Origin of the sequence: Thermus aquaticus (assembly GCF_001280255.1) — a bacterium.
Classification (GTDB): Bacteria; Deinococcota; Deinococci; order Deinococcales; family Thermaceae; genus Thermus; species Thermus aquaticus.
This window is the reverse complement of the sequence record NZ_LHCI01000106.1, coordinates 277,429-290,732: the sequence shown is the minus strand read 5'-3', so window position 1 is coordinate 290,732 and position 13,304 is coordinate 277,429. Positions and strand designations below refer to the sequence as shown.

Here is a 13,304-nt window from a genome sequence, read left to right as displayed (position 1 = left end):
CTTTTCGTGGACTGGGGGTACCGGGGCCTCAAGGAGACGGCTTCTTCCCTGGGTTTGGAGCTGGAGGTGGTGGCCCGTCCCTACGCGGGGGTACGGGGGGTCTGGGTGCGGGAGGGGGCGGAGGTGCCGGAGATTCCGCGGGAGCGTGGGTTCAAGCCTTTACCTAAGAGGTGGGTGGTGGAGAGGACCTTTGCCTGGCTGGGGCGGAACCGGCGTCTTGCCAAGGACTATGAGGAGAACCCTCGGGTAAGCGAGGCCTGGGTCTATCTGGGCATGCTACGATTGTTGGTGAAGCGGCTAGCCAGGGCCGCGTAACTGCCCCTGGAGGACTTTTACGACAGCCTCTTATAAGCCCTTGGCTTACCCTGGGAGGGTGAAGCAGATTAACGGAGCTTTCCCAGTTCCTCAAGGAGTTGGCCCTGGGGGAGCAGGTGGTTTTCCTGCGCGGCGCGGAGCCCGTGGCCCTCCTGGTGCCCTACCGGGCCAGGAAGAAGCGCCAGTTCGGCCGCTTTAAGGGCCGCCTGCGCATCGGGGAGGACTTTGACGCCCCCCTTCCTCTGGGGATGGCCCAGGCCTTCGGTCTATGAGGCTTCTCCTAGACACCCACGCCTTTCTCTACTTGGTAGCCTACCCCTCCTCGGGAAGCTTCCTGCCGGCGTAAAGGGCCAGGGCATAGAAGAGGGCGGCCAGAAGGAAGAGGGCGGGAAAGCCCAGGCGGTCGGAGAGGTACCCCCCGAGGACCGTGGAGAAGGCGAAGAGGCCCGAGATGGAGTTGGCGAGGCCGATGGAGGCGCTCCGCTCCTCGGGCGGGGCCAGGTTGAGGAGGTAGGTGGTGGTGGCGAGGCCCAAGGCGGCCAGGTAGGCCCCCTGGAGGAGGAAGACCAGGCCGAAGGCCCCGGAGGGAAGGGCCATGGCGAGAAAAGGGGCGAGAAGGCCCAGAAAGGCCCCCGCCAGCAGGACCCGTTTGGAGCCCCTCTCCGCCAGGCGGGCCCAGAGGAGGTTGGAGAGGGTGAAGGCCAGGGCGTAGAAGGCCAGGTAGAGGCCAAGCTCCTCCCTCTTCCCCAGGACCCGCACGGCGTACACGGCGTAGAAGGGCTCCGCCATGCCCGCCAGGCCCAGGAGGAGCCGCACCCTGAGGTAGCGGCGGAACTCCGACCGCCTCAGGGGGGCTTTTAGGTCCAGCCGGGTCTCATTGGGGGCCTCCTCGGGCTCGTCGGTGAGGCCGAAGAGGTACCAGCCGAGGCCGAAGGCCAGGGCGCCCAAGGCGAAGAGGAGGGCGTAGGGCAGGGGGAGGGCCAGGACCTCCCGCACCAGAAACCCCGCCAGGAAGGCGAGAAGCCCCCCCACCAGGTTGCGGGCGCTGAAGAGGGCGGCCCGCTTCTCTGGGGGCGTGGTCTTGGCCACCACCTCCCAGAAGGGGAGGCTAGAGACCCCGGTGAAGAGGGCGTTCAAGAGGAGGCCCAGGAGGAAGCCCGCCAGGAGGAGCGTGGGGTTTTGCCCGAAGAGGAAGGCGGAGAGGGCCATGAGGACCACCCCGGAAAGCCGTAGGGCGGCCACCCTGCGGTAGAGGACGATCTTCTTGGGCAGGCGGGCCACCCAGGGGGCCAAAAAGGCCTGGGGGATCATCCCTCCCGCCTGGAGGAGGGCGGGCAGGAGGCCGATCAGGGCTCCCGGGGCCCCCAGCTTGGCGGCGAAGCCGGAAAGGACGATGTTGGGGTTTAAAAAGGTGTCCCCCAGCCAGACCAGCCAGCCGTTCACCACCGCCAGCCGGTAGTTCCTCTCCCGCAGGTCTAAGATGGTGAGGATGCTGCTTTTGCCCTCCCTCGGCCCCTTCCACATCCTGCACCCACGCTACAACGCGGCCACGGTTCTGGCCATCCTGGAAAGGGCCCGCCCAGAGGTCCTCTACCTGGCCTCCCTTTCCCCGGAGGCCCTGGAGACGGGGAGGTGGCGGGAGGAGGACCCCCTCCTCTTCCACGTCCTCCCCTGGGCGGAGGAGCGGGGGGTGCCTGTGGTGGCCCTGGACCGGGAGGCCCACCTCAAGGGGGAGGCGGAGGTCTTCCGCGAGGCCCTGGCCCAGCACTCCCTGGGCAAGCCCCACCTGGAGCGCATGGCCGCCTTTGACCAGGCCCTCCTTGAGCTTCTGAAGAGGCCTCTGACCCTCGAGGCCCTCACCTCCGGCGAGTTTTTGGAAAAGATACGGGAGATTTACGAGGGCTTCGCCCAGGCCTTCGGCGAGGGGCCGGCCACGGGCTTCCGCAAAAGGCGGATGGCCCAGGTGGCCGAGGCCCTAAGGGGCAAGGAGGGGGCGGTTCTGGCCGAGGTCCTGGACTACCCCTTCCTGGCCGAGGCCTTCCCGGGCGCTCTGCCCAAGCCCCACGAGCCCACGGAGGCCGAAAGGGAGCGGGCCCTTCTGGACCGGGCCTGGCAGCTTCGGGAGGAGGACGACTGGGCGGGGCTTCTGGAGGGGCTTTTCGCCATCGGGAGCCCCGAGGCCCTCTACCTGGCGGCCCAGATCTACCTGGCGGCGGGGGAGTGGCGGGAGGCCTTGGGCCTCATGGAGGAGGTCTTCCGCATGGACTTCGGGCGCCCCGAGTACCTGCCGGGTTATGTCCTCGCCCGCTTCGGCCAGCTTCTGGACCTGGCCGGGGAGAGGGAGCGGGCGCTAAGGGCCTATAAGGGGGTTCTCGCCCTTTCCTGGGCCCCGGAGGAGGCCAGGGCCATGGCTCAGGTGGGCCTCAGGACCCCTTTTCGGCTGGGCCATTTGTCCTGAGGGGGCGGGGATATCCTTGGGTCATGGAGGTTCTGGTCCGCCGCGCCCGCCACGCCCAGTACCTGCGCCTGGCGGCGGCCCACGCCGGGCCCCTGGGGCCCGCCCTCCTGGGCCACCCCGAGCTGGCCCCCCTTTACGAGAAGACCTACGCCACCTGCTCCGGGGCCCCGGGCCTGCCCTGTGAGGGGGTGGGGGGAGAGCCCAGGGTCTGCCTGGTGCGGCGGCTGGAGCGCCTGGCCCAAAGCTCCCTGAGGGGGGCAAAAGGAGGCGGGAGCAGGAAAAGGAGCTGGTGGAGGGGCTTTTACATTGCGTGGCCCACCTGAAGGACCAGTTCCCCCTGGAGTTCGCCCCGGTCCTCGAGGCCACCCGGTCCTTCCTGCAAAAAGACCTGCAGTACCTCCGGGGGGAGGCCTCCCCGGAGGTCCTCCTCGAGGCTTCCGGCTAAAGCAGGTGGTACATGCGGCCCAGGATGAGGATGAGGGCCACGGTGGCGGCGGAGAGGACGATCAACGCCAGCATGAAGAGGACGAAGCGCAGGTCAAAGGTCTCCCCCTCCGTGGTGAGGACCCGGGGGTTCAGGATCAAGTAGAAAAGCAGGGTTACAATGGCCGCTCCCAGGGCGAACAGCGCGATATAGACCATGGCTTCCTCCCTTACCAGAGGCCCAGCACCGCCTCCAGGTTCGCCCTCAAGTCTAGCATCCCCACCCCATAGGTGGGAATCCCCAGGGCCCGGCCCACGGTCCCCAGGTAGGGGCCTTCCCCCTGGGGCAGGGAGAGGGGCAAGGGGGGGCTTTCCCAGGCCTCGTAGGCCCTAATCTCCTTGTACGTGAGGCCCGTGGGGGCCTGTACGTGGAGGGTGAGGGGCTCCCCTTCCGCCGAAAGAGGCCGCCAGCCCTCTTGGGTCTCCTTTCCCCCGGGAAAGCGCACCCCAAGCCCCTCCCCGGGGAAGGCCAGGAGGAGGCGCTGGGGGCGGTGCACCTCGAGGAGGTGCTCCAGCGGGGAGCGGGTGGGGCCCGTCAGGGGGCGCTCTTCCAGGGTGGGGGAGAGGGGGGAGGGGTCCAGGGCCAGAAGGATCCGCCCCCGGAAGGTGAGGCCGTTCAGGGCCTGGAGCACGGGGATGGCCTCGGTATAGGGGGCGTGGAGGAGGACGGTGCCCCCGCCCCGCCTCCCCTCCAGGTAAGCGAGAAGGGTGCCGAACTCGTCCAAAGCCGCCCGCACGTGTTCGGAAAGGAGTTCCAGGTCCTGAGAGAGGCGTTCCAAGAGCTCGGAGGCCATAGGCTCATGCTATTCTAAGCCCCGTGCGCTACCTGGTCCTCTCCGACATCCACGGGAACTGGCCCGCCCTGGAGGCCCTTTTGCAAAAGGCCCCGGCCTTTGACCGGGTCCTCTTCCTGGGAGACGCGGTGGGCTATTACCCGGACGGGGACCGGGTGCTGGACTGGCTGATGGCGGTGGGGGCGGAGTGCGTCTTGGGCAACCACGATGCCTGGCTCCTGGCCCTGGAGCGCCTGCCGGTGGAGGGGGTGGTCCTGGAGATCCTGGCCTGGCAGAAGGCCCGCCTCCTTCCCCGGCACCTGGAGTTCATGGCCTCCTGGTCCTGGCAGAAGGAGGTGGAGGGGGCCCTTCTGGTCCATGGGAGCCCCTGCGATCCCATGGAGTACCTGGACGACCTGGCTCTCGCCCGGGAGGCCTTCCGCTGCATGGAGGCCCGCCTCGCCTTTCACGGGCACACCCATCTGGCGGGGGCCTTTTTGGAGCTCCAGGGGCCCAAGCCCTGGGTTCGCTACCAGGCCTTCCCCGAAGGTGGGGAGCTGGTCCTCCCCCCCACGGTGCGGGCCCTGGCCAACCCCGGCTCCGTGGGCCAGCCCAGGGACGGGGTTCCGGGGGCGGCCTTCGCCCTTTGGGAGGGGGACCGCCTGGAGTTTTACCGGGTGAACTACGACCTGACGGCCGTCCGGAGGCGCTTACTGGAGGAGGGGTTTCCCGAGTGGCTCTACGCCCGCCTCACCCTTGGGGAATAATCGGCCACGAGGCCATTCTGGAGCTTCTGCCCAGGCTCAAGACCGCCACCCTCCTCTTCTCGGGGCCCGAGGGGGTGGGCAGGCGGCTCGTAGCCCGCTGGTACGCCCTGGGCCTCAACCGGGGCTTCCCCCCGCCCTTCCTGGAGGCCCACCCCGACCTCCTGGAGATCGGCCCCAAGGAGCGGGGCCTGAGGGGGGAGGCCGAGGTCCGCCTCGAGGAGGTGGAGCCCCTCTTTGACTGGTTCCAGAGCCACCCCCGGGAGCGGGTCAAGGTGGCCATCCTGGACGCCGCCCACCTCCTCACCGAGGCGGCCGCCAACGCCCTCTTGAAGCTCCTGGAGGAGCCTCCCAGCTACGGGCGCATCATCCTCATCGCCCCCAGCGGGGAGACCCTCCTCCCCACCCTGAAGAGCCGGGCCCTGGAGGTGGCCTTTGGTCCGGTTCCCGAGGAAAGGCTGCGCGCCCTGACCCAGGACCCAGACCTCCTCGCCTACGCCGCCGGGGCCCCAGGCCGCCTCCTCAAGGCCCTTTCTGACCCCCTGGCCTTCCAGGAAAGGCTCAAGATGGCGAGGAGGGTTTTGCAAAGCCCCCCTCTGGAGCGCCTGGGCCTTTTGGAGGAGCTTTTGGCCGAGGAGGAGGGGTTTTACCTCCTCCGCGCCCTCCTCCAAAACCGCCCCCGGGCCCTCCTGGCCTTGGATAGGGCCCGGGAGGCCCTGGAGGCCTATGTGAGCCCCAACCTCGTGCTGGCCCGCCTGGCCTTAGACTTAGAGCTATGACCGTGGGCGTCCGTTTCCGCACCCCCGTCCTCCGCTACTTCCGCTTCCAGGGGGAGCCTCCGCCCCTGGACGCCTACGTGGTGGTGCGGACCAGCCGGGGCCTCGAGGTGGGCCGGGTCCGCACCCCTCCCAGGCGGCAAAAGGAGGTGGGGGAGGTGGTGCGCCTGGCCAGCAAGGAGGACCTGGACCGGGCGGCGAGGCTCAGGGCCAAGGCGGAGGAGGCCCTTTTCTACCTCAAGGCCCGCCTCAAGGAGGAAGGGGTGGCGGCCAAGGTCCTGGGGTGCGACTTCACCCTGGAGGGTCGCCACCTCACCGTCCATTACGCCGCGGCGGAGCGGGTGAACCTAAGGGCCTTCGCCCGGGAGCTCCAGGAGCGCTACGGGGCCCGGGTGGAGTTTCTGGCCGAGGGCCCCAGGGAGGAGGCCCAGTACCTGGGGGCCTTGGGGGCCTGCGGCATGGAGTCCTGCTGCTCCACCTGGCTCCAGGGCTTCGCCCAGGTCTCCATCAAGCTGGCCCGGGACCAAGGGCTTCCCCTCTCCCCGGAGAAGATCTCCGGGCCCTGCGGCCGCCTCCTCTGCTGCCTCACCTACGAGCACCCCGTCTACCAGGAGCTTCTGGCCGAGCTTCCCAAAAAGAACGCCCGGGTTTGCACCAAGGCGGGCCTCTGCGGCAAGGTGCAGAAGGTGAACCCCCTGAAGGGCACGGTGGAGGTGCTTTTGGAGGACGGGAAGAGCCTGGAGGTTCCCAAGGAGGAGCTCTCGTGAGGAGCTACCTGCCCCAAGGCCCCCTCCCCGCCTTCTACCACTACTCCCCCGGCGTCCCCGCCGTGGTGGGGGTTAGGCTGGAGCAAAAGGTCAACTTCTGCCCGGCGGTCTGGAACACGGGGCTTTCCGCCGACCCACCCCTCTTCGGGGTCTCCATCAGCCCCAAGCGCTTCACCCACGGGCTATTGCTAAAGGCCCGGCGCTTCTCGGCGAGCTTCCACCCCCACGCCCAAGGGGCCCTGATCCACTGGCTGGGAAGCCGTTCGGGCCGGGAGGTGGACAAGGGCCAAACCCCCCACTTCCTGGGCCACTTTGGGGTGCCCATCCTGGAGGGGGCCTACGCCGCCTACGAGCTGGAGCTCGTGGAGGTGCGGCCCTTCGGGGACCACGACCTCTTCGTGGGACGGGTGGTGGCGGTGTGGGAGGAGGAGGGCCTTCTGGACGAAAAGGGGAGGCCCTTGCCCGGCCTTTCCCTCCTCTACTACGGCAAGGGCCTCTACGGCCGCCCCGCCGAGGAGGCCTTCACGCCGTGAGCGAGGCCGAGGTTTGGGCCCGGAGGGTGCGCCGCCTGAGCCTAAACCGCCAGGGGACCGAGGCCCAGGTGTGGCTGGAGAAGGGGTTCCTCTACCTGCGGCAAGACGGCCACGCCCGCTTCGCCCAGGGGGAGGGGGCGGAAGGGCTTTCGGGCTTCGCCCTGGGTAGGGGCGGGGTGGAGCTCGCCTTCCGGGACGGGAGCCGCCTCCGGCTCTTCTTCCGCCTCGGGCGCCTGCGGAAGCTTCACTTCTCGTAGGGCTTGCCCACCGCCCCCGGGGGACGGCTTCTGCCGATGAACCCCGCCAGCACCAGCACGGTGACCACGTAGGGGAAGGCCTGGACCAAGACGGCGGGCAGGATCTCCGTGCCCTGGAGCTGGATGGCGAGGGCGCTAGCGAAGCCGAAGAGGAGGGTGGAGAAGAGGATGCCAAGGGGGTGCCAGTTGCCGAAGATCATGGCCGCTAGGGCGATGAAGCCCATCCCCGCCGACATCCCCCGCACGAACTGGTTGAGGAAGCCGATGGAAAGGTAGGCCCCCGCCAGGCCCGCCAGCACCCCGGAGAGGATGACCCCGGTGTAGCGGAGGCGGTATACGTTCACCCCCAGGGTGTCGGCGGCCTCGGGGTGCTCCCCCACGGCCCGGAGGCGGAGGCCAAAAGGGGTCTTGAAGAGGACCCACCAGGCCACGGGCACCAGGAGGAAGGCCAGGTAGACCAGGGGGGAGAGGCCGAGGAGGAGGGGGAGGCGGTTCGCCACCTCCTTGGAGCTGGTGGCGTTGCCGTAGAAGTAGGTGAGGACCAGGCTCGGGGCCCCCAGGGCCAGGAGGTTGATGGCGGTGGCGCTGATGATCTGGTCCGCCCGGTACTTTATGGAGACCACGGCGTGCACCGCGGCCACCAGGCCCCCCACCCCCATGGCCGAAAGGACCCCCACCCAGGGGAGCCAGGGGTGGGGCCCAGGGCCCAAGGCGGCCTCAAAGCGCTCCACCACCACCGCCGCCGTCAGGGCCCCGAAGAGGATGATGCCCTCGAGGGCGATGTTGGTCACCCCGCTCCTCTCCGAGAACATTCCCCCTAAGGCGGTGAAGAGAAGGGGGGTGGTCTGCCGCAGGGTGGAGAGGAAGAGGGCCGTCCAGAAAGCCACGTCCAGGTTCATCTTTGCACCTCCTCGCCCTCCCGTTTTCTGGTCTCCTCCTTGAGCTCCACCTCGGCCGCCCTCAGGGGGTCGGTGAAGTAGCGGGGCAGGAAGCCCCCGGCGGCGATGAAGAGGACCACGAGGGCCTGGAGCACCGCCACCAGCTCCCGGCTGATGCCCAGCTGCAGGTTCACCTGGAGCCCCCCGGTGAGGAGGATGCCGAAAAGCCAGGCGGCGAGGCCCACACCCACCGGGGTGTTCTGCCCCATGAGGGCCACGGCGATGCCGTCAAAGCCCACGGAGTAGGGGAGGGACTGCTTCAGGCGGTACTCGTCTATCCCCCCGCCCAGCACGTAATGGGTGGCGGCCAAGCCTGCCAGGGCCCCCGCCAGGAACATGATGAGGACCACCTTCCGCCCGGCCATCACCCCCCCGTACTCCGCCGCCTTGGGGGCGAGGCCCATGGCCCTGAGCTCGTACCCTCCCACGGTGCGGAACACGTAGAGGTGGAAGAAGAGGAGGGCCAGGAGGGCGATGAGGAAGGCCCCGTTGAGGCGCACCGAGGTGAGGTCGGGGCCGAAGCTCACGGGGAGGCCGGGGAGAAGCCCCCCCACCCCGTACCCCAAAGCCCCCAGGAGGAAGGCGGCCAGGACCCGGTGCCCCAGGCTTCTCCGCACCAGCAGGTAGCCTAAAAGGCCGAGGAGGAGGGCCAGGGGCAGGGCGAAGGAGAGCTCCCCTCCCGGGGCCACCAGGTCCGTCCAGTGGGGGAGGCGGGCCTCGGGGCGGATCTCGTAGCTCCGGGCTTCATAGCCCGGGTACTTGAAGGGCAGATAAAGGGTGTACCCGAAGAACTTGTACTCGTTGGCGGAGATGAGGAAGAGGAAAACGCTGGCGGCGATGTAGTTGAACATGATGGTGTTGATGACCTCGTGGGCCCCGAAGCGGGCCTTGAGCCAGCCCACCAAAGCCCCCCAGAGCCCTCCGGCCATAGCGGCGGCCAGGATGGCCAGGGGCAGGACCAGCCACCTGGGCCCGGGCAGGTAGACCCCCACCAGCATGGCGGCGATGGCCCCCATGATGAGCTGCCCCGGGGCCCCGATGTTGAAGAGCCCGCCCCGGAAGCCCAAGGCCACGGCCAGCCCGGTGAAGATGAGGGGGGTGGCTAGAAGGAGGCTTTGCAAAAAGCCCGAGGGGTTCACCAGGGGGCTAAAGAGGAGCTGGTAAGTGTAGGTGATGAGGTCCAGCTTCAGCATGAAGCCTTCCCTGAGGCTCGCCGCCTCCCCGGGGGTTTCCTTAAGGATGGCCACGATGACCCCCCCTAGGAGGGAGGCCAAGAGGAGGGAGAAGAGGGGAACCACCACCCCCCGCCGCCGCACCAGAAAGGCCAGCCCCCCGGGGGAGAAGACCCGGCCCAGGAGGAGGAGGTAGAGGCTATAGGCCAGGGTGGTGTAGCTTCCCAGGCCCAGGCTGTACCGCCTGAGGAGGGGCCTTTCCGCCCCGACGTTGACCTGGGCCACGCTGCTTTGGAAGAGGACGTAGGCGAGGAGGAAAAGGCCGAGGCCCAAAGCTCCCGCCAGGTAGGCCCCCTTAGGCCCCATCCGCCAGGGCAGGGCCAGGCTCAGGAGGAGCCAGGCCAGGGAGAGGTAGAAGACGAGGCCGAGCCAGCCATCCCGGTAGCCCTGGGGCAGGCTTCCCTGGGGCAGGTGGTGGCCAAAGGGGTTGAGGAGCACGCCTTCGCCGCCAAAGAGCCGGTGGGGCACCGCCCAGGGGGCCAGGTACCAGAGGAGGAGGGTAAGGGCCCCTCCCAGAAGCACCAGGGCCTCGAGGCGCCTATGGTCCCTTCGCACGTGCCCGATTGTACCCTACCCCTGGGGATGCTAGACTCCCCCTCGTGGCGGCTTCGCCTGAGGAAAAGGCCACCCGGGTGCGGCGGATGTTTTCCGAGATCGCCCCCCGCTACGACCTCCTAAACCGCCTCCTCTCCTTGGGGGCCGACCTACGCTGGCGCAGGCGGGCGGTGGCCCTGGCCCTGGAGAAGGGCCCTAGGCGCATCCTGGACCTGGCCACAGGCACCGGGGACCTGGCCCTCCTCCTCAAGGCCTCCGCCCCTGAGGCGGAGGTGGTGGGGGCCGACTTCGCCCCTCCCATGCTGGAGATCGCCCGCAAAAAGGCCAGCGCCCGGGGGCTTTCCGTGGCCTTCCAGGAGGCGGACGCCCTGGCCCTTCCCTTTCCCGACGGGAGCTTTGACGCCGTCACCATCGCCTTCGGCTTCCGCAACTTCGCCGACTACCGGAAGGCCCTGGCCGAGCTTCGCCGGGTCCTCGCCCCTGGGGGGAGGCTGGTGATCCTGGAGTTCCCCCCGCCCCCCAAGGGGGCCTTTGGGCTGGTCTACCGGGTCTACTTCCAGCGGGTTCTGCCCTTTTTGGGGGGGCTCATCTCCGGGAGCTTTAGTGCCTACCGCTACCTGCCGGAAAGCGTGGAAGCCTTCCCGCCCCCGGAGGCCCTGAAGGCCCTCATGGAGGAGGCGGGGTTTTCCGTGCGCTACGAGCTCCTCACCTTTGGCGTGGCGGCCATTCACGTGGGGGACCTATAGGCCGCTAGCCTCCTTTAGCGCCTGGTCCGAGGGGATCTCGCCTTTCTTCAGGCTTTCCACCAGGTAAAGGCTCATCCGCCCCAGGGCGTCCCGGACCCGGCGCCACTCTTCCAGGGGCCTGCCGGTGGGGTCGGGAAAGGAAACGTGGCGCTTTTGGGTCTCGGCGGGGTAGGCGGGGCAGGCCTCCTTGGCCTGGTCGCAGACGGTGAGGACCAGGTCAAAGTTCCAGGGGTCCGGCACCTCAAGAAGGGTCTTGGAGAAGTGGCCCGTGAGGTCCAGGCCCACCTCGGCCATCACCTGCTTGGCCTCCTCCTTCACGTAGGTCTTCTCCGTGCCGGCGGAGTGGACCTCGAGGTCCACCCCCAGCGCCCGGGCGTGGTGCTTGAGCCAGGCCTCCGCCATCTGGCTGCGGGCGGAGTTGTGGGTGCAGAGGACGAGAAGCCGCATCCTCTTCAGGCTACTCCCCTTGGGTCAGAGGACGGTCAGGAGGGTGCAAGGGGACTGCCCGGTGGGGAAAAGGAAGGGGCTAAGCCGGGAGGCGGCGCTCTAGCTCCTCCACCTTATCGGCCAGGACCTTCAGGCCCTTCCGCCAGAACTCCGGGCTTTCCAGGTCAAAGCCGAACCGGGCCGCCAGGGCCTTGGCGGTGTGCATCCCGGACTCGGCCAGGAGCCCCTCGTAGCGCTCCATGAAGGCCGGGTCCTCCTTGGCCTCGCTGTAGAGGGCCAGGCCGAAGAGGAGGCCGAAGGTGTAGGGGTAGTTGTAAAAGTCAGAGCCGTAGTAGTACCCCTTCACCGCCCACATGTAGGGATGGAAGGAGGCCAGAGCCTCCCCGTAGGCCCTTTTCTGGGCCTCCACCATGAGCTCCTTGAACTCCCTTGGGGAAAGCTCCCGTTCCTTCCTGCGGGCGAAGACCCAGGACTCAAAGAGGAAGCGGCTATAGATGTCCACTACCACCTGGGCCGCTCCCTGCAGGTAGGCGTCCAGGATCAGGAGGCCCTCCTCGGGGGAGGCCTCCTTCAGGGCGGCTTCCACCACCAGGGTCTCGTTCATGATGCTGGCCGTCTCCGCCAAGGTCATGGGCACCTCCCGCAAGGAGGCGGGGACCCGGGCCAGGGCGAAGTTGTGGTAGGCGTGGCCCAGCTCGTGGGCCAGGGTAGAGACGGACTCAAAGCTTTCCTCGTAGTTGGCCAGGATCAGGCTCTTGCCCCCACCCCTCGGCATGCAGTAGGCCCCGCCCACCTTGCCCTTGCGGGGGAGGAGATCCATCCAGCGCTCCCTAAAGGCCACCTCCGCCACCTGGGCGGCGTTTTGGGAGAAGGCGGCGAGCTTCTCCACGATGAAGCCTCGGGCCTCCTCCAGGGTCCAGCGCCGCCCCTGGCCTATGGGAGCGAAGAGGTCCCACCAGTCCAGGCGCTCCTTGCCTAGAGCTTTGGCCTTCAGAAGGTAGTAGCGCCGAAAGAGGGGCAGGCTTTCCTCCACCGCCTCCTGCATAGCCAGAAGGGCCTTCCTGGTGATGCGGTTTTGCAGGAGGGTGGGCTCTAGGTCGTCCCGAAAGCCCCGCCTGCGGTTCAGCACCACCGCCTCCCCCTTCACCCCGTTCAGGGCGTAGGCGATGGGCACCTGGTTTTGCTCCCAGGCCAGAAGCTCCGCCTGGTAGGCTTTCCTGCGCACGTCTTCCTCGGGACGGAAATAGAGGTTGCGCACCTTGGTGATGGGCATTTCCTCCCCGTCCACCACCGCCGTGATCTGGCTGGTCAGGTTCTCGTGGAGCTTGGCCCAGGCCCCCCGGCCGGAGAGGGAGAGCTCCGCCGCCAGGGTCTCCTCCCCTTCAGGCATCATGTGGAGGGCGAAAAGCCGGGCTTCCTCCACAAGGAGGCGGTAAGGGCCCGCCTCCTCCGGGTCCTGCAGGGCCAGGTAGCGGGTGAGGCGTGGCCTTAGGCGCTGGAAGTCCAGGAGGAGGATCTCTAGCTCGGAGAGCTTGGCCAACGCGGCCTCGTCGGCGGTGTTGGCGCTGAAGCGGGCGTAGAGGTAGGCCTGAAGGGGAAGGGCCTCCTCAAAGAGGGTGTCTAGGGCAAAGAGGACCTCCTGGAGGGGGGCTTCCCGCTCCAGGAGGTCCTTAAGCCCGCCGATGCGCTCCCTTAGGCCCTGCCAGGCCCTCTGGAACTCCGGGCTTTCTAGGCTGGGGAAAAGGGGGGTCAGGTCCCAGGTGGTCTCCGTCATGACCCCACTTTACCTGACCCCTGGGTCAGAGGCCGGGAGATGGTAAGCTTTTTCCCCGTGGAAGGCTTTCCCGTGGTGGTGCCCATCCAGGTGCGCTTCCGCGACCTGGACGCTCTGGGGCACGTGAACAACGCCGTCTACCTCACCTATCTGGAGGTGGCCCGCGCGGCTTACTTCTCCCGGTTGGAGCCGGACTGGGTGGGCAAGGGGCACTTCATCCTGGCTCGGGCCGAGGTGGACTTCCTGAGACCCATCCTCCTGCAGGACCCGGTGGAGGTGGGGGTGCGGGTGGTCCGCCTGGGGCGCTCCAGCTTTGACATGGAGTACCTGGTTCTGGCGGCGGGGGAGGAGGCAGCCCGGGGGAAGACGGTCCAGGTCTGGCTGGAGGGAGGAAGGCCTGCCCCTCTTCCCCAGGAGGTGCGGGCCCGCATCGCTGCAGTGGAGGGAAGGCCTCTTTAAGGTGCGGGCGGGTCTGCTATCCTGAGA

General features: G+C 68.1%; 17 protein-coding genes and 1 pseudogene. 11 read left to right on the top strand and 7 right to left on the bottom strand.

Annotation, left to right across the window (positions count from 1 at the left end):
• The coding region (locus BVI061214_RS02510) for a transposase (RefSeq protein ID WP_162208005.1) at positions 1-315 on the top strand (315 nt) is incomplete at its 5' end.
• A gap of 116 nt (positions 316-431) precedes the next feature.
• Positions 432-587 carry a type II toxin-antitoxin system Phd/YefM family antitoxin gene (locus BVI061214_RS02505; RefSeq protein WP_248841708.1) on the top strand — a complete coding sequence of 52 codons (156 nt, stop codon included), beginning with the start codon at positions 432-434 and terminating at the stop codon, positions 585-587.
• 40 nt (positions 588-627) lie between these two features.
• On the opposite strand, the gene BVI061214_RS02500 is transcribed toward BVI061214_RS02505, so the two are convergent.
• Positions 628-1,839, bottom strand: a complete 1,212-nt coding sequence (locus BVI061214_RS02500) for an MFS transporter (RefSeq protein WP_053767154.1) — start codon at positions 1,837-1,839, stop codon at positions 628-630.
• Here BVI061214_RS02500 and BVI061214_RS02495 point away from each other — a divergent pair.
• Together BVI061214_RS02495 and BVI061214_RS02490 are read left to right on the top strand one after the other, a co-directional pair.
• The gene (locus BVI061214_RS02495) at positions 1,796-2,773 is read left to right on the top strand and encodes a tetratricopeptide repeat protein (protein ID WP_211256772.1); all 978 of its coding nucleotides are present in this window, start codon (positions 1,796-1,798) and stop codon (positions 2,771-2,773) included. The genes BVI061214_RS02500 and BVI061214_RS02495 overlap by 44 nt on opposite strands.
• Before the next feature lie 23 nt (positions 2,774-2,796).
• Positions 2,797-3,218, top strand: a pseudogene (locus tag BVI061214_RS02490) (hypothetical protein).
• On the opposite strand, the gene BVI061214_RS02485 reads toward BVI061214_RS02490, so the two are convergent.
• Positions 3,215-3,415: a hypothetical protein gene (locus BVI061214_RS02485; protein WP_053767152.1), complete on the bottom strand. Its 201-nt coding sequence runs from the start codon at positions 3,413-3,415 to the stop codon at positions 3,215-3,217. The pseudogene BVI061214_RS02490 and the gene BVI061214_RS02485 sit on opposite strands and share 4 nt — an antisense overlap.
• 11 nt (positions 3,416-3,426) lie before the next feature.
• Entirely contained in the window at positions 3,427-4,050 is a 624-nt protein-coding gene (locus BVI061214_RS02480; RefSeq protein WP_053767151.1) for a hypothetical protein, read from the bottom strand.
• 23 nt (positions 4,051-4,073) lie between these two features.
• Here BVI061214_RS02480 and BVI061214_RS02475 point away from each other — a divergent pair, with 23 nt between their 5' ends.
• The 5 genes from BVI061214_RS02475 to BVI061214_RS02455 are packed head-to-tail and all read left to right on the top strand — an operon-like array spanning position 4,074 to position 7,126.
• The gene (locus BVI061214_RS02475; protein WP_053767150.1) at positions 4,074-4,796 is read left to right on the top strand and encodes a metallophosphoesterase family protein; all 723 of its coding nucleotides are present in this window, start codon (positions 4,074-4,076) and stop codon (positions 4,794-4,796) included.
• A complete protein-coding gene (locus BVI061214_RS02470) occupies positions 4,763-5,572 on the top strand; it encodes a DNA polymerase III subunit delta' (RefSeq protein ID WP_053767149.1) in 810 nt (269 codons plus the stop codon). The genes BVI061214_RS02475 and BVI061214_RS02470 overlap by 34 nt, the downstream gene beginning before the upstream one ends.
• Entirely contained in the window at positions 5,569-6,336 is a 768-nt protein-coding gene (locus tag BVI061214_RS02465; RefSeq protein ID WP_053767148.1) for a PSP1 domain-containing protein, read from the top strand. Before BVI061214_RS02470 ends, BVI061214_RS02465 begins: the two co-directional genes overlap by 4 nt.
• Positions 6,333-6,869 carry a flavin reductase family protein gene (locus BVI061214_RS02460; RefSeq protein WP_053767147.1) on the top strand — a complete coding sequence of 179 codons (537 nt, stop codon included), beginning with the start codon at positions 6,333-6,335 and terminating at the stop codon, positions 6,867-6,869. The genes BVI061214_RS02465 and BVI061214_RS02460 overlap by 4 nt, the downstream gene beginning before the upstream one ends.
• Positions 6,866-7,126: a hypothetical protein gene (locus tag BVI061214_RS02455; RefSeq protein ID WP_053767146.1), complete on the top strand. Its 261-nt coding sequence runs from the start codon at positions 6,866-6,868 to the stop codon at positions 7,124-7,126. Before BVI061214_RS02460 ends, BVI061214_RS02455 begins: the two co-directional genes overlap by 4 nt.
• Here the strand turns inward: BVI061214_RS02455 and BVI061214_RS02450 are convergent.
• Together BVI061214_RS02450 and BVI061214_RS02445 are read right to left on the bottom strand one after the other, a co-directional pair.
• A complete protein-coding gene (locus BVI061214_RS02450) occupies positions 7,114-8,025 on the bottom strand; it encodes an ABC transporter permease (protein WP_053767145.1) in 912 nt (303 codons plus the stop codon). The two genes, BVI061214_RS02455 and BVI061214_RS02450, sit on opposite strands and share 13 nt — an antisense overlap.
• On the bottom strand, positions 8,022-9,851 hold the full coding sequence (locus BVI061214_RS02445; protein WP_156303207.1) for an ABC transporter permease: 1,830 nt from the start codon (positions 9,849-9,851) through the stop codon (positions 8,022-8,024). Before BVI061214_RS02445 ends, BVI061214_RS02450 begins: the two co-directional genes overlap by 4 nt.
• Before the next feature lie 44 nt (positions 9,852-9,895).
• Between BVI061214_RS02445 and ubiE the strand changes: the two genes are divergently transcribed.
• A complete protein-coding gene (gene ubiE, locus BVI061214_RS02440) occupies positions 9,896-10,597 on the top strand; it encodes a bifunctional demethylmenaquinone methyltransferase/2-methoxy-6-polyprenyl-1,4-benzoquinol methylase UbiE (protein ID WP_082333110.1) in 702 nt (233 codons plus the stop codon).
• Here ubiE and BVI061214_RS02435 read toward each other — a convergent pair.
• A complete protein-coding gene (locus BVI061214_RS02435; protein WP_053767142.1) occupies positions 10,592-11,044 on the bottom strand; it encodes an arsenate reductase ArsC in 453 nt (150 codons plus the stop codon). The genes ubiE and BVI061214_RS02435 overlap by 6 nt on opposite strands.
• A 79-nt stretch (positions 11,045-11,123) precedes the next feature.
• Positions 11,124-12,818, bottom strand: coding sequence for a M3 family oligoendopeptidase (locus BVI061214_RS02430; protein ID WP_053767141.1), 1,695 nt, complete (start codon positions 12,816-12,818; stop codon positions 11,124-11,126).
• A gap of 57 nt (positions 12,819-12,875) precedes the next feature.
• On the opposite strand from BVI061214_RS02430, the gene BVI061214_RS02425 reads away from it, so the two are divergent.
• Positions 12,876-13,277: an acyl-CoA thioesterase gene (locus BVI061214_RS02425; RefSeq protein ID WP_040684443.1), complete on the top strand. Its 402-nt coding sequence runs from the start codon at positions 12,876-12,878 to the stop codon at positions 13,275-13,277.
• The last annotated feature ends 27 nt before the right edge of the window (positions 13,278-13,304 follow it).